Raw genomic sequence first — 17,873 nt, 5'->3', positions numbered from 1 at the left:
AAGGCGAACGAAAAGCCAACTGCTTGGCTTTTCGAGTGACGAAAGTCGGCAGGCAGGTGAGGGGCAGCCCAGACGCTGCGCTAAGAGGCCATTGCCCGGCGTCGTTCATATGGGTCTCGTGGCTGCGGGTGTCGCGATCAATAAAGCACGAATCAGCTGCCGTGCGAACCGTCACATCCAGCTAGGCAAGATGACGGAACGCCGCCACCACATCCTCATAGACCTTGCGTTTGAACGGCACGATCAGATCGGGCAGGTCCTGCATTGGCCGCCATGCCCATTCATCGAATTCGGCGGTGTGGCCGCCCGGCGGCGGATTGATCTGGATCTCGCTGGTCCCGCCGTGAAAGCGGTAGGCGAACCATTTCTGCGTCTGGCCGCGATAACGCCCCTTGAGGGCTATGCCGACCAGATCGGGCGGCAGGTCGTAATTGATCCAGTGCGGCACCTCGGCCAGCAGCGTGACCGAGCGCATGCCGGTCTCTTCATAGAGCTCGCGCCCGGCCGCCTGCAGCGGCTCCTCGCCCTCGTCGATGCCGCCTTGCGGCATCTGCCAGAGCTGCGTGGTGCCGGCGAATTCGCTGTCCGGCTCGGCGATGCGGTGCCCAACCCAGACCAGCCCGTCGCCATTGAGGATCATCAGCCCGACACAGGGGCGGTATGGCAGCGTCTCGGGGTCGACAGGTTTCTTCGTCATGGTCAGCCTTTTTCCGGGTCGATGGCCACCGCCGAGATCGGCACGATCTCGATGCCGCGCTTTTTCGCTTCGACCACCCAGGACGCCACGGTATCGACGGTGAGGTCGAAGGCCGAGCCGATGCCGACGGCGGAGCCTTTGGCACGCGCGGTCGCTTCCAGCGCGTCGAGCTTTTTCAGTATGGCGCCGCGGTCCTGCACGGCGTCGATTGCCGTATCGCCGGCGACGAACGGCACACCGTCCTTCAAGGCGAGATCGGACGCCAGGCTCCGCGCGGACGAGCCGTCATCGACATAGGCAAGGCCGCGCTTGCCGAGTTCGGCCATGAACGGCCCCATCGCTGTCGCGTCGGCCGAAAAGCGCGCCCCCATATAGTTCATGACGCCGGTATAGTTGGTGGTCCGCGACAGCGCCCAGCGCAGATTCTTCAGATTGTCGTCCGGGCTTGCCGCCACCGTCAGCGTGTTGCGGCCGGGATTGACGTTGGGATAGTCGAACGGTTCGAGCGGCACCTGCATGACGACCTCATGCCCGCTCTGCCGTGCCGCCTGCATCCACCGGCCGATGCTGTTGCCTTGCGGCGCAAAAGCCAGCGTCACTTCGGCCGGCAGCTTGGCGATCGCCGCCTGCGTGCCGGTCTGCGACACCGCAAGCCCGCCGATGACGATTGCCACGCGAGCGCCGCGCGAACCCGACCACGGCCGTGCATAGACATCGAACGGCCGCCGGCCGTCAGCGGCGCGAACCGGGAGTGGGCCGGTGTCGCTGGCCTCGATCAGCGCCCTGTCGGGGATATGCGCGATCTTCAGGTTCTGGCCGATCGTCGACGGGTCGTGGATGACGATGGCTGCATTGGGCGGGCCGTCACCCTCCTGGGTTTGCACATGGATGATCTGCGGACCGCTGGCCTTGGGCGTTTCCGCCTTCGGCGCTGCCGCCGTCGCTTGAGCAGTGGGTGCTGCGGCCGCGGGCTCGGCCGCCGCCGTCACCTTCGGCGTCGAGACCGCGATTGCTTCCGGTTTGCGGAACGGCTTCTCGCGCAGCGCGATCGCGCCGGAGATGCCGACCGCGGCCAGCACGACCAGCGTCGCCGCGACGGCGCCAGCGCTGATCCCGCGCGACGCAGCACGCGGTCGGGCGGCCTGTCCGAGTGGGCGTTCGATGTCCTTGCCGATGTCAGCCAAGCCGCATCCCCGGGCGCATGATCGGCGAAATCTTTTCGCCATGCGCAGATCCAAAACTGACGGCGCGTCCCCTGCGCCTTTTGAGGCGCAGCGCCCAGCGGTCCCCGAATCAAACTGCCGGAACCTCACGGTCCCGGCAGCATTGCATCGCTTCGATTGGGCAGCCAGAGCTACCAGTCGATTTCACTGGTTAAGCACTGCCTTCTCCGGATTCGGCGGGAATGCCGGATCGGTCTTCTGGCCGCGCAGCAGCTGTTCGGCATAGATCAGCTGCAGATCGTCCTTCGGATCCGGCGGCACATAGGCAGCCGAGCCCGAGCCGGTATCGCTCTCGTCGGCGCCCTTGATATGGCCCTTGAGGTCCGATTCGCCGCGCGTCAGGTCCCTGCCCTGCAGTTCGGGCGGCAGCGGCTGGTCGACCTTGATGTCGGGCGTGATGCCCTTGCCCTGGATCGACTTGCCGGACGGCGTGTAATAGAGCGCCGTCGTCAGGCGCAGCGCGCCGTTCTCGCCAAGCGGGATAATGGTCTGCACCGAGCCCTTGCCGAACGACTGCGTGCCGACCACTGTGGCGCGGCGCAGATCCTGCAGCGCGCCGGCGACGATCTCGGAGGCGCTGGCCGAACCGCCATTGACGAGCACGATCAGCGGCTTGGCGCCGATGTCGTCGCCTGCCTTGGCGTCGAAGCGTGTGACGTCCTTCGGGTCGCGGCCGCGGGTCGAGACGATCTCGCCACGGTCGAGGAAGGCGTCGGACACGCTCACCGCCTGGTCGAGCAGGCCGCCCGGGTTGAGCCTGAGATCGAGCACATAGCCCTTGAGCTTGTCGTTCGGCACCTGCTTCTTAATGGTGTCGATGGCATTCTCGAGGTCGTCATAGGTCTTTTCGGTGAAGGAGGTGATCTTCATGTAGCCGATGTCGTTCTCGACCCGGAACTTGACCGCCTTGACCTTGATGATATCGCGCACCACCGTCAGCTCGATCGGCTTGTCGGCGCCTTGGCGCAGGATGGTCAGCTTGATCGGCGTGTTGACCAGGCCGCGCATCTTTTCGACTGCATCGTTGAGCGTCAGGCCGCGAACCTCTTGGCCGTCGATCTTGGCGATATAGTCGCCGGCCAGCACGCCTGCCTTGGCAGCCGGGGTGTCGTCGATAGGCGTGATCACCTTGACCAGATCGTTCTCCATGGTGACCTCGATGCCGAGGCCGCCGAACTCACCCTTGGTCTGCACGCGCATGTCCTGCGCCTGCTCGGCATTCATGTAGGAGGAGTGCGGGTCGAGCGAGGTGAGCATGCCGTTGATGGCGTTTTCGACCAGCGACTTGTCGTCCGGCGGCGTCACATACTGCGCCCGCACGCGCTCGAAGATGTCGCCGAAGATCGCCAGTTGCTTGTAGGTCTCGGAGCCTGCAGCGTTCGCCGTCGAGCCGGGGGCGCCATAGACCAGGCTCATCGCTGACGCGCCCATCAGCGCACCGGCAATAAGAAGCGACAGTTTCCGCATCATTTCACGTCCTTCCAGAGAAGCGGTCCGCCCACCATGGGGTCGGATCGACGGGTTTTCCATCCTTGCGGAACTCGACATAGAGTTCCGGCGTGGCATTTCCATTCTTCGAGGCCGAGGTGCTTGCCACCCGGGCCTCTCCCATCGCGCCGACCGGCTCTCCTGCGAGCACCGACTGGCCAGACGCGACGCTGATTCTGCTCATCCCCGCCAGGACGACATGATAGCCGTCTCCCGCATTGAGGATCAAGAGTTGACCATAGGAGCGAAAAGGCCCCGCATAAAGCACATTTCCGTCCGCCGGTGCCGTGACGATGGCTCCCGATTGTGTCGCAACCATGTCGCCAAGCATCACCGCGCCGTTACCGTCATCGGCCCCGAAACGCAGCTTGATCTTGCCGGTGACCGGCAGCGAGACTTGTCCCTGAAGTGCCGAAAACGGCGCGGCGGCGGTGAGGCGGTTGCCTTCCGGCACGGGCAGCGAAGCCAGCTCCGTCGACGCGGTTGTGCCTGCATCGGCGTTATCGGCGTCCGGCTTATCGCTGTCGGCCGCTTTCTGTTCGCCTGCCTTGACGGCATCCGCCGCCTTGCGGCTCTTGTCGGCTTCAAGCGAAGCGATCAGCTCTTTCAGGCTGCCGGCCTTGGCCGCAAGCGCCTGGGACCGCTGCTTTTCAGCGGCCATCGCCGTCCAGGTGTCCGCCTCGAGCTTCTGCTTGGCTTCGAGCAGCATGGAGAGGCGTTTCTTTTCCGCCGTCTGCTCGCCGCCCGCCGCTGTCAGCCGCGTCCGCTCGGCCTCGCTCGAGGCCGTCACCCGGGTCTGTTCCCTGAGGTCGGCCAGCAATTTGTCGGTCTGCTGGCGCAGTTCCGGCACCACTGCGCCGAGCAGGATGGCGCTGCGCACCGACGACAGTGCGTCTTCCGGCTTGACCAGGATCGCCGGCGGCGGATTGAGCCCCATGCGCTGCAGCGCCCCCAGCACCTCGGCCAGCACGTCGCGCCGCGCCGCCAGCGAGACACGGATCTTCTGTTCCTCGCCCTTCAGTCCTTCGAGCCTGGCGCCGATATCCTCGATGTCCTGGCCGAGCTTCTGCTCGGTCATCGCCGACTGGATAAGCGCCGCGGTGATCGAGGCATGGTCCTTCTTGACCGAAGCAATGTCGGCGGCGAGCTTGGCCAGCCGTTCGGACGACAGCGTGATCTCGGCCGACACCTTCTCATATTCGGCACGGCTCAGATCGGGGTCGGGCACGTCCAGCGTATTTTCGGCCCGCGCAAGCCCGAGCGACAGCAAAACCACTGCTGCAGCGATGCCGCAGCGCGCGTGCCGGAAGCCCGTTCGTGATTTCCCGTTGTCAGCCATTGAAGCCCGACTCTATGCGTGGCTTCGTTAACGAACCATCAACCATGATCGAACCGAAGCCTAGCACAAAACAGCCGCGCATTGGGGCGGAAATCCGGACGATTGATCCTCGACCCACTGATTTACGAACGGTGGTAGGGATGTCCCGAAAGAATCGTTGCCGCCCGATAGAGCTGCTCGCCCAGCATGACGCGCACCAGTTGGTGCGGCCAGGTCGCCGCGCCGAACGAGACTATCAGCTCAGCCTGATCGCGAATCGACTGGTCGTGCCCGTCGGCGCCGCCAATGGCGATGACCAACGCCTTGCGTCCGCCATCGCGCAGCTGGCCGATACGGCTGGCGAAATCGTCTGAGGACAGGTTTTTGCCGCGTTCGTCGAGCAGGAACAGCGCCGTGCCCGGCTGCAGCTGTGCCTGCAGCTTCTGGCCTTCCTCGCGGCGGCGCTCATTGGCGTTCTGGGCTCGTCCCTCGGCGATCTCGGCGACACCAGAGAATTCGAACCCGATCGCCGGGCCGCTCTTGGCGAAACGCTCGAAATAGCGGTCGGCGAGTTCTCTCTCGGGGCCGGCCTTCATCCGGCCCACGGCATGAACTGCTATCTTCATCCCTGCCTCGGCGAGCTTTCAATCCATGTCGCACCCAGGATGGTTACGACATGAGACGGAGCTCAGTGCAAGGTCTCTTCCTCGAGGTCCGGCGCCTGCCACATCTTTTCAAGATTGTAGAATTCGCGGACTTCTGGGCGGAAGACATGGACGATGATGTCGCCTGAATCGATCAGGACCCAGTCGGCGCCGGACAGCCCCTCGACGCGCGCCGTGCCGAGACCGGCATCCTTGAGCGCCTTGAGGAGGTGGTCGGCGACAGCCGAGACATGACGGTGCGACCGGCCCGACGCGATGACCATATAGTCGCCGAGGCTCGATTTCCGCTGAATGTCGATTGAGACAATATTTTCGGCCTTGGAGTCTTCCAGACTGGCAAGGACTGTCTTGATGGCACGGGACACGGCGTCATCTACGCTGATCCTGGCCGGCGAAGGCATGATGTCAGCCTTCTTCCGCAATGCTGTTCTCAGTGTATTTCCTTTCGCAGCAAGAACAACCAAATCACCCACGAAATCAGGTGACACCCTATAGATAGGCAGAGTTCCCTTGCAGTTTCAAGACGGGAGGCCCTGCCAGCGCGAACGCAGTGCACGACTTCCGGTTCCGGAGCCTTGAGAAAAATCGGAACCCATGGCCGCGGCAGAGGTTATCGACACACCCCCAAACGGATTTTCCTGATGCCGATCGACCCCCAGAACACGCTGCTCACCGTGCAGGCTGGCCTTGCGCAACTCAGCACGCTGATCGTTTCCTATTCCTTCTCCGCCATCGGCGCCATCATCCTGCTGGTCGTCGGCTATCTCGTCGCCGGGCTCGCAGAACGATCGATCTCAGCCGGCCTCGGCCATATCCATGGTTTCGACGCGACGCTGCGCCATTTCTTCTCGAAGATCGTGCGCTACGCCATCCTGATCCTGGTCATCATCATGGTGCTCGGCCAGTTCGGCGTTCAGACGGCCTCGATCATCGCCGCCATCGGCGCCATCGGGCTGGCAATCGGCCTGGCGCTGCAAGGCACGCTGCAGAACATCGCCGCAGGCATCATGCTTCTGGCGCTCAGGCCATTCCGCATCGGCGAATATGTCGAGGTCGGCGCCATTTCCGGCACCGTCGAGGAAATCGGCCTGTTCGCCACCAAGCTCCGCACGACAGACGGCGTCTATGTGCTGGCGCCCAATTCGACGCTATGGAACCAGCCGGTGCGCAATTTTACCCGTAATGGTGTGCGCCGCGGCGATATCACGCTGAGCATCGGCTCCTGGAACGACATCGACCTGGCGCAGAAAACCATGCTGGGCGTTGCCGGCAGCGAGCGCCGCGTCAAGCGAGAGCCGGCGCCGATCGCCTTCGTCGCCACGGTGGGCGATGCCAGCGTCGCCATCACCTTGCGCTACTGGACCACGGCGGCGGATTTCTTCGCCACCCAGATCGATCTCACCAAACGCGTCAAGCAGGCGTTCGACGCCGAGGCCATTTCGGTTCCCGCACCTCCGCCGGAGGCCCGACAGGAAACTGCCGCCACCAGGCAGTAGGAGCTGTGAAACCGTTCAGCGCTGATCTTCCGGGGCGTAGGCGAGCTCCACCGGCAATGGCGCCTGCGCCGACATCGGCGCGAAACTGCCGGTCGCCGTGGCGGGAACGGCCTGCGTCGTCGCCACTCGCCACAGCACGAACAGGCAGAACACGGTGGCGATGATGATCGCCACATAGATGAAGGCCTGCGTTCCATAGACGGCCGACAGGGCCGTCACGATACCTGGCACGATGAAACCCGACAGCGACCAGGCAAACAGCAGCGAACTCGACAGCGCCACCATGTCGTCCTTGCCGGCGCGATCGGCGGCGTGTGCGCTGGCCAGCGAATAGATCGATTCCGAAGCGCCGTCCCAGATCACATAGATCACCACCAGCACCGCCAGAGCGCCACCGTCAAAGCCGATAGCCAGAATACCGGCAACGATGGCCAGTGCCGCAGCGCCGGCCAGCACGTAACGGCGATCGGTACGGTCGGAAATCCAGCCGAGCGGTATCTGCAGGATCAGCGTGCCGACGGGCATGGCCGACAAAAGCAGCGCCACATCGGCCTGGCTGTAGCCCTTGGCCGTGGCATGGATCGGTGCGAACCCGGCGATCGCCATCGACAGGCCGCCGACGGCCAGCATGCCGGCCACGCCGACCGGCGAGATCCGCCAGGCGCGGCCAAGCGCCACGGAGGCTGCGCGAGGTGGCGGCGGTTGAGCCAACCGCGTCATGCCGACCGGCAGGATCGACACCGCGGTGAAGGCAATGCCGATCAGCGGCGCCTGCGCCGTCGCGATGTCGACCGCCGCCAGCAGGGCATAGCCGACGCCAAGTCCGGCGACATAGGCGACGTAAAACACCGCCATCACCCGGCCGCGAATGGCGTTTGCGACGGCATCGTTGAGCCAGCTCTGGGCGACGATGAACAGGCCGCATATTGCAAAACCGTAAAGCGCGCGCGCCGCGATCCACAGCAGCGGGTAGGTGCCGGCGCCAATGGCAGCATTCGACAGCGCTATCAGCGCCGACAGCACCATGAAGGCGCGGGCGTGCCCGACGCGGCGCACCAGCGGCCCGGTCAGGATACAGCCGGCAAGTCCGCCGGCGGAAAGGCCGGTGATGATCAGCCCGGCCCAGGTCGGATCGAAGCGCTCGACCCCAAGCCGGACCGGGATATAGGCGAACATCAACCCGTTGCCGACCGCGATCAGCGCCATAGACACGATTACGCTGGCAATGGCGATCACGGGCGCCGGCGGGGCGCCATGATTGTGGTCGATGTCGGTCTGGTTCACTGAATTGGCCATATCCAGCGCAGCATCGCCCAGCCAATCGCGAAAGGCCGCCGTAAAAGCGACATCGGCGATCTGGTCTTACGGAGTTACCCCTTGGCTTGCTGGCGAATAGCACTCGATGACAGCGACGAGCGTGGGCCGTGGATGAAGGTCCAGGCCGGCGCCTTCATGCGGGCGAGCCGGGGCGCGTCACCCTCGTCGACGCGGGCATAGTCGAACGTCTTGGCCACGACCGAGGACAGGAAGGACAGCGTCGCGCCCGGGCGGTCGATGACGGCGATGGGGAAGGTCATGACGATCTGGCGCCAGCGCTGCCAACGGTGGAAATCGCGGAGTGAGTCGGCGCCCATGATCCAGACGAAGTCGACGCCGGGATTGCGTGCCTTGACCAGCGCCAGCGTGTCGGCGGTGAAGCGAATATGATGCGCCGCCTCGAAGGCGGTGACCTTGATCTTCGGGTTCTTGGCGACCTGCTCCGACTGGAGCAGCCGGTCGCTCAGCGGCGCCAATTCCCTGGTGCTCTTCAGCGGATTGCCAGGCGTCACTATCCACCACAATTGGTCGAGCGCCAGCCGCCTGAGCGCGATTTCCGCCACCAGCGCATGACCGGCATGCGGCGGGTTGAACGAGCCGCCGAACAGGCCGACGGCAAGGCCCTTTTCGGCATGCGGCATGCGGAGGTAGTGCGAGGAAAGAGGCGCCCCACCCTCCCCCTTGTGGGGAGGGTCGATCCGCGAAGCGGAGCGGGGTGGGGGGATTGCAGAATTCAGCGTCGTACCCCCACCCGGCTCGCTGCGCTCGCCACCCTCCCCACAAGGGGGAGGGTAAGGCCAGCGCTCAAGGCCTCACCTGTCCCGACCCGCGCACGCGGTATTTGAACGAGGTCAGCTGCTCGACACCAACCGGTCCGCGCGCGTGCATCTTGCCGGTGGCGATGCCGATCTCGGCGCCCATGCCGAACTCGCCGCCATCGGCGAACTGGGTGGAGGCATTGTGCAGGAGAATCGCCGAGTCGATCTCGCTGAAGAAGCGCTGCACAGCCTTTGCATCCTCGGCGATGATCGCCTCTGTGTGGTGTGAGGAGAACGTCTCGATATGGTCGATGGCACCGGCAATTCCGTCTACCAGCTTTACCGCGATGATGGCCTCGAGATATTCGGTCACCCAGTCGGCATCGGTCGCCGGCTTGGCGTCGAAGAACAGCTTCATCACTTCCTGATCGGCATGGATCTCGCAGCCGGCGGCGCGTAGCGCGTCGAGGATCGGCACCAGATGCGTGGAGGCCACCGCGCGGTCGACCAGCAAAGTCTCTGCAGCGCCACAGACACCGGTGCGCCGCATCTTGGCGTTGACGGCGATCCTGACCGCCATGTCGAGATCGGCCGAGCGGTCGATGTAGAGATGGCAGATGCCTTCAAGATGGGCAAAGACCGGCACCCGCGCCTCGCTCTGGACGCGCCCGACCAGGCTTTTGCCGCCGCGCGGAATGATGACGTCGAGATTGCCGCCAAGCCCTTTCAGCATTTCGCCGACGGCGGCGCGGTCGGTGGTCGGCACCAGCTGAATGGCGTCTTCCGGCAGGCCGGCGGCCTTCAGCCCCTCGACCAGGCAGGCATGAATGACGGCGGACGAATTGAGCGAGTCCGAGCCGCCACGCAGGATTACCGGATTGCCGGCCTTGAGGCAGAGCGCACCGGCATCCGCCGTCACATTCGGCCGGCTTTCATAAATGACGCCGACAACGCCGAGCGGCGTGCGCACGCGCTCGATCTGCAGGCCGTTGGGGCGGTCCCATGCGGCAATCACATCGCCGACCGGATCCCTTAGCCCGGCGATTTCATGGATGCCATCCGCCATGGCGCGGATGCGCGCCGGATCGAGCTTCAACCGGTCCATGAAGGAGCCGGACAGTCCGGATTCGTGTCCGTTAGAGACATCGATGGCGTTGGCGTCGAGAATCTCCTGCTGGCGCGCGATGATCGCGTCGGCCATGGCGAGAAGCGCGGCATTCTTGGCGGCGGCGGTCGCAATGGCCAACGGTCGGGCGGCCGCGCGGGCGCGGCGGCCGATACCCGCCATCAGCGCGACGGTGTCATCCCCGGATTGTTCATGCAGTTTCAGCATGGCTCATCCTCCGCTTACGTCGCCCCCGGCCCATAGCTGGCCGGCAGGCCGTATCTGGTCACCCGGATCGCTCACCACCAGATCGTCCCTGTGGATCATCGCCGAGCGCGCCTCGTAGCCGAGCACGGTTTCGATCTCGGCGGTCTTCAGGCCTGCGATCCTTACGGCATCGGCGGCATCGTAGGCAACCAGCCCGCGCGCGATCTCGCGGCCCTCGGGCGACAGGATCGCCACCGTGTCGCCACGCGAGAAATTGCCGCTGACCAGCCTGACGCCGGCCGGCAGCAAAGATTTGCCGGACAGCAGCGCACCGATGGCGCCGGCGTCGACGGTGAGCCGCCCCGCCGGTTCGAGCTGGCCGGCGATCCAGCTCTTGTAGCCTTTCACCGGATTGGCGCTCGGCCTGAAGAAGGTGGCGCGCTCGCCACGCTCGATCGCCATCAGCGGCGACAGCCTGGTGCCCGAGGTGATGATCATGGCGGTGCCGGCGGCGGTGGCGATCTTGCCCGCGTCGAGCTTGGTGCGCATGCCGCCGCGCGACAGTTCGGAAGCGGCCGCCCCCGCCATCGCTTCGATATCGGGCGTGATGCGGTCGACCACCGGAATGAATTTCGCATCGGGATCGCGCGCCGGCGGCGCCGTATAGAGCCCGTCAATGTCGGAGAGCAGCACAAGCAGGTCGGCGCCCATCATGGTTGCCACGCGTGCCGCCAGCCGGTCATTGTCGCCATAGCGGATTTCGGAGGTCGCTACCGTGTCGTTCTCATTGATGACCGGCACCGCCTTCATCTTGAGCAGCGTCGAGATCGTCGCGCGGGCATTCAGATAGCGTCGGCGCTCCTCGGTGTCGCCGAGCGTCAGCAGGATCTGGCCCGATTTCAGCGCACCCTTGCCCAGCGCATCCGACCATGCGCCGGCGAGCGCAATTTGCCCGACGGCGGCCGCCGCCTGGCTCTCCTCGAGCTTCAGCGCCCGTTTTCCGAGACCGAGAATGGTGCGGCCGAGCGCAATGGCGCCGGACGACACGACCAGGATCTCGGCGCCGCCATTGGCCAGCACCGCAATATCCTCGGCAAGCGAAGCCAGCCAGTCGCGCTTCAGGCCGCTGGTGCGGTCGACCAGCAAGGCCGAACCGATCTTGACCGTGATGCGCCGGTATTTTGTCAGCGACTGCGCCGTCATCGCTATCGGTCCCAGCGGGTCTCGACGGGAGCGGCAGCCCTGTCGCGCGCTTCGCCGACAACTGCCATCAGCGCGCGCAGCACCGCTTCGACGCCCTCGCCGGTGGCCGCCGACAGCAGCATCGGCGCGCGGCCGGCAGCGCGTTTGAGGGACGCAACCTTCTTCTTGCGCTCATCGGCGTCAAGGATATCCACCTGGCTGAGCGCGACGATTTCGACCTTCTCGATCAGCCCATTGCCATAGGCGTCGAGCTCGGCGCGCACGGTCTTGTAGGCCTTGCCCGGGTTTTCCTCCTGCGCCGAGACCAGGTGCAGAAGTACACGCGTGCGCTCGACATGGCCGAGGAACCGGTCGCCGATGCCGACACCCTCATGCGCGCCCTCGATGAGGCCCGGAATGTCGGCGATGACGAATTCGCGCGCATCGATGCGGGCAACGCCGAGGCCGGGATGCAGCGTGGTGAAGGGGTAGTCTGCGATCTTCGGCTTGGCCGCGGTGACGGTTGCCAAAAAAGTCGACTTGCCTGCATTGGGCAGCCCGACCAGGCCGGCGTCGGCAATCAGCTTCAGCCGCAGCCAGACATTCATCTCTTCGCCGGGCTGGCCGGGATTGGCGCGGCGAGGCGCCTGGTTGGTCGAGGTCTTGAAATGCTGGTTGCCGAAACCGCCATTGCCGCCCTTGGCCAGCAGGAAGCGCTGGCCGACCACGGTCAGGTCGCAGATCAGCGTCTCATTGTCCTCGGCAAACACCTGGGTTCCGGCCGGCACCTTGAGCGTCACATCGGCGCCCTTGGCGCCGGTCATATTGCGGCCCATGCCGTGGACACCAGTCTTGGCCTTGAAGTGCTGCTGGTAGCGATAGTCGATCAGCGTGTTGAGACCGTTGACCGCTTCCAGCCAGACATCGCCGCCGCGGCCGCCGTCGCCGCCATCCGGGCCGCCGAACTCGATGAATTTTTCGCGCCGGAACGACACAGAGCCGGCGCCACCGTCGCCGGAGCGGATATAAACCTTGGCTTGATCGAGAAATTTCATTGGACTACGCAGTTTCTGTTGGCCTTGCGGCTTTGCTCTAGATCTTGCGCCTTGCTCTAAACCAAGGCGCGGCCAAGGGCGAGGCCGTTTTGCGACTAAAGCGCCGGATGCCCTTTTGTCGGGGACGCGGTAGCAGTGTTCGCGGACGGAGCTTGAGGGGCGCGGGAATGAAGGTTGTAAGCTACAACATCCAGTACGGTATCGGTCTGGATGGCCGCTACGATCTCGGCCGCATCACCGAGGCGGTTCGCGGCGCCGACGTGATCGCGCTGCAGGAAGTGACCCGCAACAATCCGAGGAACGGCAACCGCGACATGGTCGCCGAGATCGGCGAGGCGCTGCCCGAATATTTTGTCGCCTACGGCAGCAATTTCGAGGTCAATGTCGGCTCGCGCCTGGAGGCCGGCCGCGCCATCACCACCACTTTCCAGCTCGGCAACATGGTGCTGTCGAAGACACCGATCCATCTGTCGCGCAATCTGCTTTTGCCGCGCAGCCGTAGCCTGGAGGCGATGAACTTCCAGCGCGGCGCACTCGAGGCGCTGGTCGAGACCCCGCTCGGCTTCATCCGCTTCTATTCCACGCATCTTGACCATCGCAGTCCGGTTGAGCGCGCCAGCCAGATCCGGTTCCTGCGCCAGCGCCTGTTGAACTATGCCTTCGAGGGCGGCGGTCTCTCCGGCATTCCCGAGATCGGCCTGCCGGACCTGCCCTATCCCGAAGCCTTCATCGTCATGGGCGACTTCAACATGCTGCCCGGCTCGGCCGAATATGTCGAACTCGTCGGCCGCCCGGATCATGAATTCGGCATGCCCTTGACCGCCGATCTCGCCGTCGACGTCGCCCAGCGCCTCAACACGCCGGACGTCGTCACCTGGGTCGATCCCACGCGACCCGAAGACACAAGCCGCCACAAGCGCATCGACTACATCTTTACCTCGGCCTCGCTCGCCGGATCGCTGAAGCGCCTGTGGGTCGACCCGCAAGCGGTCGGTTCGGACCATCTCCCGATTTGGGTCGAGATGGGCTGAGTTGAGTCCGATCCACAACCAACGTTGCCAAACCTGTCGTTTGGAGGCACGCGCTAGGTGTGTTGAGATTCAGGTCAGGCCGAGCCGAAAACACTGGTTTTCGAGAACCGGAGCGGAGCGTACTTAAGTACGTGCACCGGAAGCGCATAAACCCGCGTTTGCAGGCCGGCCTCACCTGAATATCAAAACACCTAGAAATGCACCCAGTTTCGAAGACTGATCCAGGTCTTTCTGTCCAGCCGGTACCGCTCGACCGGCACCTGGCCGGCGACGATCGAGTTCAGCATGCCCTGGCCGGCATACTGGAAGCCGCATTTGTGGATGACGCGGCGCGAGGCCGGATTGATCACCCGCGTCGAAGCCTGCAGCACCTGGATCGAGGTCCGTTGGAAGGCGAGGTCGACCAACGCGTGCGCGGCCTCCGTCGCATAGCCGCGCTTCCAGTAGGGCTCGCCGATCCAGTAGCCGAGCTCCAGCCCGCGGTCGGTCATGTTGAGGCCGGCGCAGCCGACGAAAATGTCGGTACTGGCCAGCGTCAGCGCATAGGCGATGCCGGCCCGGCGCGATCTCGTCATAGCCAGGAAGGCGCGTGCCTCGGCCTCGCCATAGGGGTGCGGCATGCGGGCCAGCATCTCGGCGACATGACGGTTGTCGGCAAGCTCGACCAGTTGGGCGATATCGGCTTCGCAGGGAGCGCGCATCACCAGCCGCTCCGTGGCCAGCACCGGGCAGTCTATCGCGTAACTTTCGTCCTCGGTGTCTTCCGCTTCGGCAACCATTCGACGTCCTCCAGGCAAGAAAAAAGGGGAGATGGAAAACCCATCTCCCCTGATCCTTTTCCTGGCTCCATTCACTGGTTTGGCCAGACACCGGTTCCCGAGATGGGCGCCGGTTTTATAGTGCGGAACCGGCTACTCCGCGGCTTTGGCAATCGGGTTGACCGATACGTAGGTTCGGCCGTTGGCTTTTTTGTTGAAGGTGACTGCGCCGGTCTCGAGCGCAAAAAGGGTGTGGTCCGTGCCCATGCCGACATTGACGCCGGGATGCCAGGTGGTGCCGCGTTGACGGATGATGATGTTGCCCGGGATGACGGCTTCGCCGCCGAACTTCTTCACGCCCAGACGCTTGGAATGCGAGTCGCGACCGTTGCGCGACGAGCCGCCAGCTTTCTTGTGTGCCATCTAACTAACTCCGATGCGCCCTGGGGCGCTTGAATGGTCTTATGAACGCGTTCGCGTTCCGTTTCAAGTCCGATCCGGCAACCTTGTCGCCGGTTCGTTTTACTTCTTCGCCAGTTCCTTGGCCTGCTCGCGCCAGTCGTTGATCTGGTCGGTGCTGAAGGGCATGTGCGCGTCGATCTTGGCCACGTCCTTGTCCGACAGCTTGGCAAGCTGGGCGAAGGTGGTGATCCCCTGCTCGTGCAGCTGGCCGGCGGCAACCGGGCCGATGCCCTTGATCACGGCCAAATCGTCCGGCTCGCCCTTCGGCGCCTTGAACAGCGGCGCGGCGACGGCGGTCTCCGTCTTGGCTTCATCCTTCGGAGCAGCCTCGGCTTTGGCTTCCTTCTTCGCCTTGGCTTCCTTCGGCGCGGCCTCGGCCTTCGCCTCGGGCGCTACGTCAGCCTTGACTTCCTTGGCTTCCACCTTGGCTGAGGCCTTCTTGGAAGGCTTGGCGCCACCCAGCAGGATCTCGGCGATCCGCACGGTGGTCAGAAGCTGGCGGTGGCCGATCTTGCGGCGCGAATTCTGCCGGCGGCGCTTCTTGAAAGCGATGACGGTGCGGTTCTTGCCCTGCTCGACGACTTCCGCCGTGACCAGAGCGCCATCGACGAACGGGGCGCCGAAGGTGACATTTTCGCCTTCGCCATGGGCGAGGACGCTGCCGATTTCGACGATATCGCCGACATTGGCTTCGAGCTTCTCGATCTTCAGGAGATCGTTGGCGGCAACGCGATACTGCTTACCGCCCGTTTTAATGACTGCGAACATTTTTTGCCTTTCGCTGTTCGGTCGGCCTCGATGAACCGCGTCACGCGGTTCGGCCGTCTTTTTGTCAGTCTGCGGGTTCGAAAAACAAGCGGCGTGGAAGAACCCTCCACGCCGATTGCGCGCTTCCCCTAACCGAAGGTTCGGTACGAGTCAAGGCAAACGGCCGGATTCCTTGGCCATGCGACCTCCTTGCCGCGCCCGATCCCTCCGGTCGAGGACCGGTTGGCCCCATCTGCCGACGTGGCCGCAACGCAGCCCTCCAGACAGAGCCCGCACAGGAAGCTGAATTTCCCAGTGAATTTGGCCTTGTAACCTGCCCGCCCAGCCGTTATCTAGTGCGCCGCGCCGGCAACGGCCGACCATGACCGCGGAGAGGTGGCAGAGTGGTCGAATGCACCGCACTCGAAATGCGGCATGGGTGCAAGCCCATCGGGGGTTCGAATCCCTCCCTCTCCGCCAGTTTGCTTTGCTGCAGCAATTCTCGATAGGCTCTCGGAACATCCATGGGACGTTCAACAGCTTTCGCGATCTTCCTCGCTACAGATCTGCTCATCTTGGGCTAGCGATTTGTCAAGGCCAAGCTTTGTCAGTGTATCCGCCGAGATCGGTTCTGCTAGCGCTGCTCGGTAAGCAGCCTGACATTTGTTGAAGAAATCCCGATGGAACATCTTCAATGCGATCGCGACAAGTGGAGAAAAATCAACCGAGAAAACATAACGAAGTTGGCCAAGTGTGAGGAAAGTGTGAAAGCCAGTCGGAAGCTCAGTTTTCGGGTCCGTTTTAACTACCAATCCGCCATGAGCAGCGAAGCTATGGTCGCCAGTTAGATTTGCAAACTCGCGATAAGTCGGATCAGGGTCCATAAAGAGCTTGATTGGATTGAAATCCGAATCGCCGCTCGCGAATCTTGCAATCGATAGCGATCGTGGCCCTTTCGATTCAGCAATGTGACACGCCATAAGTTTGGCCAGATACCGGAACACGTTCAAATATGGCTCAGAGCCGATGCGGTAGCGATCGAGACGAAAGGCCTGCGCCGGATCATCTCCTGCTGAATAAAGTGCCAGTGCGCTTTCATGAAACCTAACGAACTCATTGTCGGCTGGCTGAGTTCGAACTGAGTTGCATTCGCCACATAGCTTAGCTGAAAAATGAAACTCGCGTGACTTTGGCCCCTGAGCGGCTCGCGGCGCACGTAGGCCGTCGAAGTGGCCAATCACCATAGCATCACGACCAAATATTGATCTTAGCGCAGAAGCCTTGATCTTATGCTCACCCGTGAGGCCATCAGGAGAGCCGCAGAGGCAGCAGCGATCCGGCGAATAGGGTTCAAAGAACACACCCACAATCGTTCACCCCCTTTGGCGGCTATTTGCCCGCATGACAAATGGTAGCGCCAAAACTGTAATCCAAGAGGCGCCTCTGTTCGTGGCGCATTAGTCATGTCCCGTGCGAGCCGACTGACAGAACCCGAAGTTTGTTCTCAAAAGCTGGACAAGCGCAGGGCGCGCCCCAAGTGAGTACGCGCCGCTGCGCCATCGCCGCCGCTAGGGCGGCATCTTCCGATAGACTAGTTCTTTTTGGGCTTCTTCCTCTTGCCTGCGCCCCACACTAAAGTGAAGTTCGCCTTAGGGTCGGTAGTGGGCCATCTTTCAAGCGCGACGCCGTAGCCCGCTGTCCACAGGGCGAGGTCAAAGGGTCTCTCGGACATCTCTTTTGCGACGATACGAACTTCCCCTTTTTCCATGATGTCAACTCGCGGAGTAAGCAGTTTAAGTGCTCTTTCTAGCTCTGCCACGCGTTGTTCTATCGTCGGTTTAACCGGTGCCATCAATTACTCCCCCCTTGTTCTGAAACTCGGGATAAGCCCCAAGCGACAAGAATTAAACCATAAAGAGCAGTAAATAAAAAGCTAGCGGAGAACCTTACTGTACTGCGAGACGCATTGGTGGGACACCCATGGACCGCAGGATGGCTGGGAAGCGGCGGTCATGGTGCAGGGAAGCGCTGGAGGTTTCGTTTGGGGAGTGTCTAGGTAAAGGGCCTTGGTTGAGGAATGGCTCCCTCTCCTTGAGCACTGCCTCCAGCAGGCCGAAAGGAGCCAACTGGCAGTCGGGCAATGAAGGCGAGGATCGCAGTGTGAGCGGTTTTCTCGGGAAAAGCGCGTAGCGCTTTCCCCTGGGGATTGCAAAAAACAAGCAGATCGAGCGGTTCGCCGTTTCCGTGAACGGTGAAACGCTCTAGGTGTTTGATCCCAAGCTTTGATGGCGCATACTTTTCGTCCGAATCAAAGGATGCGCTATGGGCCAGGTTCTTCATGGGAGCGCCACGACGACAGAGGCG

At 63.2% G+C, this 17,873-nt stretch carries 19 protein-coding genes and 1 tRNA gene; 3 read left to right on the top strand and 17 right to left on the bottom strand.

Annotated features, from left to right (window positions below; genetic code table 11):
* Positions 1-181 precede the first annotated feature (181 nt).
* From NKI35_RS22305 to rsfS, 6 genes are all read right to left on the bottom strand, one after another.
* The gene (locus tag NKI35_RS22305; protein WP_352741546.1) at positions 182-703 is read right to left on the bottom strand and encodes an RNA pyrophosphohydrolase; all 522 of its coding nucleotides are present in this window, start codon (positions 701-703) and stop codon (positions 182-184) included.
* Complete coding sequence (locus NKI35_RS22300) at positions 700-1,881, bottom strand: divergent polysaccharide deacetylase family protein (RefSeq protein WP_352741515.1); 1,182 nt, start codon at positions 1,879-1,881, stop codon at positions 700-702. Before NKI35_RS22300 ends, NKI35_RS22305 begins: the two co-directional genes overlap by 4 nt.
* A 183-nt stretch (positions 1,882-2,064) precedes the next feature.
* Positions 2,065-3,390, bottom strand: a complete 1,326-nt coding sequence (locus NKI35_RS22295; RefSeq protein ID WP_023668701.1) for a S41 family peptidase — start codon at positions 3,388-3,390, stop codon at positions 2,065-2,067.
* 1 nt (position 3,391) lies between these two features.
* Complete coding sequence (locus NKI35_RS22290; RefSeq protein ID WP_352741514.1) at positions 3,392-4,747, bottom strand: murein hydrolase activator EnvC family protein; 1,356 nt, start codon at positions 4,745-4,747, stop codon at positions 3,392-3,394.
* 122 nt (positions 4,748-4,869) lie between these two features.
* A complete protein-coding gene (rlmH, locus tag NKI35_RS22285; protein ID WP_023684125.1) occupies positions 4,870-5,352 on the bottom strand; it encodes a 23S rRNA (pseudouridine(1915)-N(3))-methyltransferase RlmH in 483 nt (160 codons plus the stop codon).
* Between the two features lie 62 nt (positions 5,353-5,414).
* A complete protein-coding gene (gene rsfS, locus NKI35_RS22280; RefSeq protein ID WP_023668698.1) occupies positions 5,415-5,792 on the bottom strand; it encodes a ribosome silencing factor in 378 nt (125 codons plus the stop codon).
* Positions 5,793-6,032: 240 nt separating this feature from the next.
* Here rsfS and NKI35_RS22275 point away from each other — a divergent pair, with 240 nt between their 5' ends.
* On the top strand, positions 6,033-6,887 hold the full coding sequence (locus NKI35_RS22275) for a mechanosensitive ion channel family protein (RefSeq protein ID WP_286439560.1): 855 nt from the start codon (positions 6,033-6,035) through the stop codon (positions 6,885-6,887).
* 15 nt (positions 6,888-6,902) lie between these two features.
* Here NKI35_RS22275 and NKI35_RS22270 read toward each other — a convergent pair whose 3' ends face one another.
* The 5 genes from NKI35_RS22270 to obgE all read right to left on the bottom strand — a co-directional run bounded on the left by NKI35_RS22270 (position 6,903) and on the right by obgE (position 12,511).
* Entirely contained in the window at positions 6,903-8,171 is a 1,269-nt protein-coding gene (locus NKI35_RS22270) for an MFS transporter (RefSeq protein WP_502897164.1), read from the bottom strand.
* A gap of 86 nt (positions 8,172-8,257) precedes the next feature.
* Positions 8,258-8,845, bottom strand: coding sequence for a nicotinate-nucleotide adenylyltransferase (locus NKI35_RS22265; protein WP_023693161.1), 588 nt, complete (start codon positions 8,843-8,845; stop codon positions 8,258-8,260).
* 163 nt (positions 8,846-9,008) lie between these two features.
* The gene (locus tag NKI35_RS22260) at positions 9,009-10,295 is read right to left on the bottom strand and encodes a glutamate-5-semialdehyde dehydrogenase (protein WP_352741513.1); all 1,287 of its coding nucleotides are present in this window, start codon (positions 10,293-10,295) and stop codon (positions 9,009-9,011) included.
* 3 nt (positions 10,296-10,298) lie between these two features.
* Positions 10,299-11,477, bottom strand: coding sequence for a glutamate 5-kinase (proB, locus tag NKI35_RS22255; protein ID WP_352741512.1), 1,179 nt, complete (start codon positions 11,475-11,477; stop codon positions 10,299-10,301).
* A gap of 2 nt (positions 11,478-11,479) precedes the next feature.
* The gene (obgE, locus tag NKI35_RS22250) at positions 11,480-12,511 is read right to left on the bottom strand and encodes a GTPase ObgE (RefSeq protein WP_023668691.1); all 1,032 of its coding nucleotides are present in this window, start codon (positions 12,509-12,511) and stop codon (positions 11,480-11,482) included.
* 167 nt (positions 12,512-12,678) lie between these two features.
* On the opposite strand from obgE, the gene NKI35_RS22245 reads away from it, so the two are divergent.
* A complete protein-coding gene (locus NKI35_RS22245; RefSeq protein WP_023715954.1) occupies positions 12,679-13,542 on the top strand; it encodes an endonuclease/exonuclease/phosphatase family protein in 864 nt (287 codons plus the stop codon).
* Between the two features lie 191 nt (positions 13,543-13,733).
* Here NKI35_RS22245 and NKI35_RS22240 read toward each other — a convergent pair whose 3' ends face one another.
* From NKI35_RS22240 to NKI35_RS22230, 3 genes are all read right to left on the bottom strand, one after another.
* Positions 13,734-14,321: a GNAT family N-acetyltransferase gene (locus NKI35_RS22240; protein WP_023700237.1), complete on the bottom strand. Its 588-nt coding sequence runs from the start codon at positions 14,319-14,321 to the stop codon at positions 13,734-13,736.
* A gap of 132 nt (positions 14,322-14,453) precedes the next feature.
* Positions 14,454-14,723: a 50S ribosomal protein L27 gene (gene rpmA, locus NKI35_RS22235; protein ID WP_013529063.1), complete on the bottom strand. Its 270-nt coding sequence runs from the start codon at positions 14,721-14,723 to the stop codon at positions 14,454-14,456.
* A 99-nt stretch (positions 14,724-14,822) separates the two neighbouring features.
* A complete protein-coding gene (locus tag NKI35_RS22230) occupies positions 14,823-15,530 on the bottom strand; it encodes a 50S ribosomal protein L21 (protein WP_023693165.1) in 708 nt (235 codons plus the stop codon).
* A 369-nt stretch (positions 15,531-15,899) separates the two neighbouring features.
* On the opposite strand from NKI35_RS22230, the gene NKI35_RS22225 reads away from it, so the two are divergent.
* Positions 15,900-15,989, top strand: a tRNA-Ser gene (locus NKI35_RS22225).
* A 53-nt stretch (positions 15,990-16,042) separates the two neighbouring features.
* On the opposite strand, the gene NKI35_RS22220 is transcribed toward NKI35_RS22225, so the two are convergent.
* From NKI35_RS22220 to NKI35_RS22210, 3 genes are all read right to left on the bottom strand, one after another.
* Positions 16,043-16,876, bottom strand: a complete 834-nt coding sequence (locus tag NKI35_RS22220) for a hypothetical protein (RefSeq protein ID WP_156941062.1) — start codon at positions 16,874-16,876, stop codon at positions 16,043-16,045.
* A gap of 224 nt (positions 16,877-17,100) precedes the next feature.
* Positions 17,101-17,361: a hypothetical protein gene (locus NKI35_RS22215; RefSeq protein ID WP_023806592.1), complete on the bottom strand. Its 261-nt coding sequence runs from the start codon at positions 17,359-17,361 to the stop codon at positions 17,101-17,103.
* Between the two features lie 200 nt (positions 17,362-17,561).
* Positions 17,562-17,873 (bottom strand): hypothetical protein (locus NKI35_RS22210; RefSeq protein ID WP_352741511.1); only part of this gene is annotated, 312 nt, incomplete at its 5' end.

It is taken from the genome of Mesorhizobium sp. M0676, assembly GCF_040320535.1.
GTDB lineage: Bacteria > Pseudomonadota > Alphaproteobacteria > Rhizobiales > Rhizobiaceae > Mesorhizobium.
This window is presented reverse-complemented; position numbering and strand designations above follow the sequence as displayed.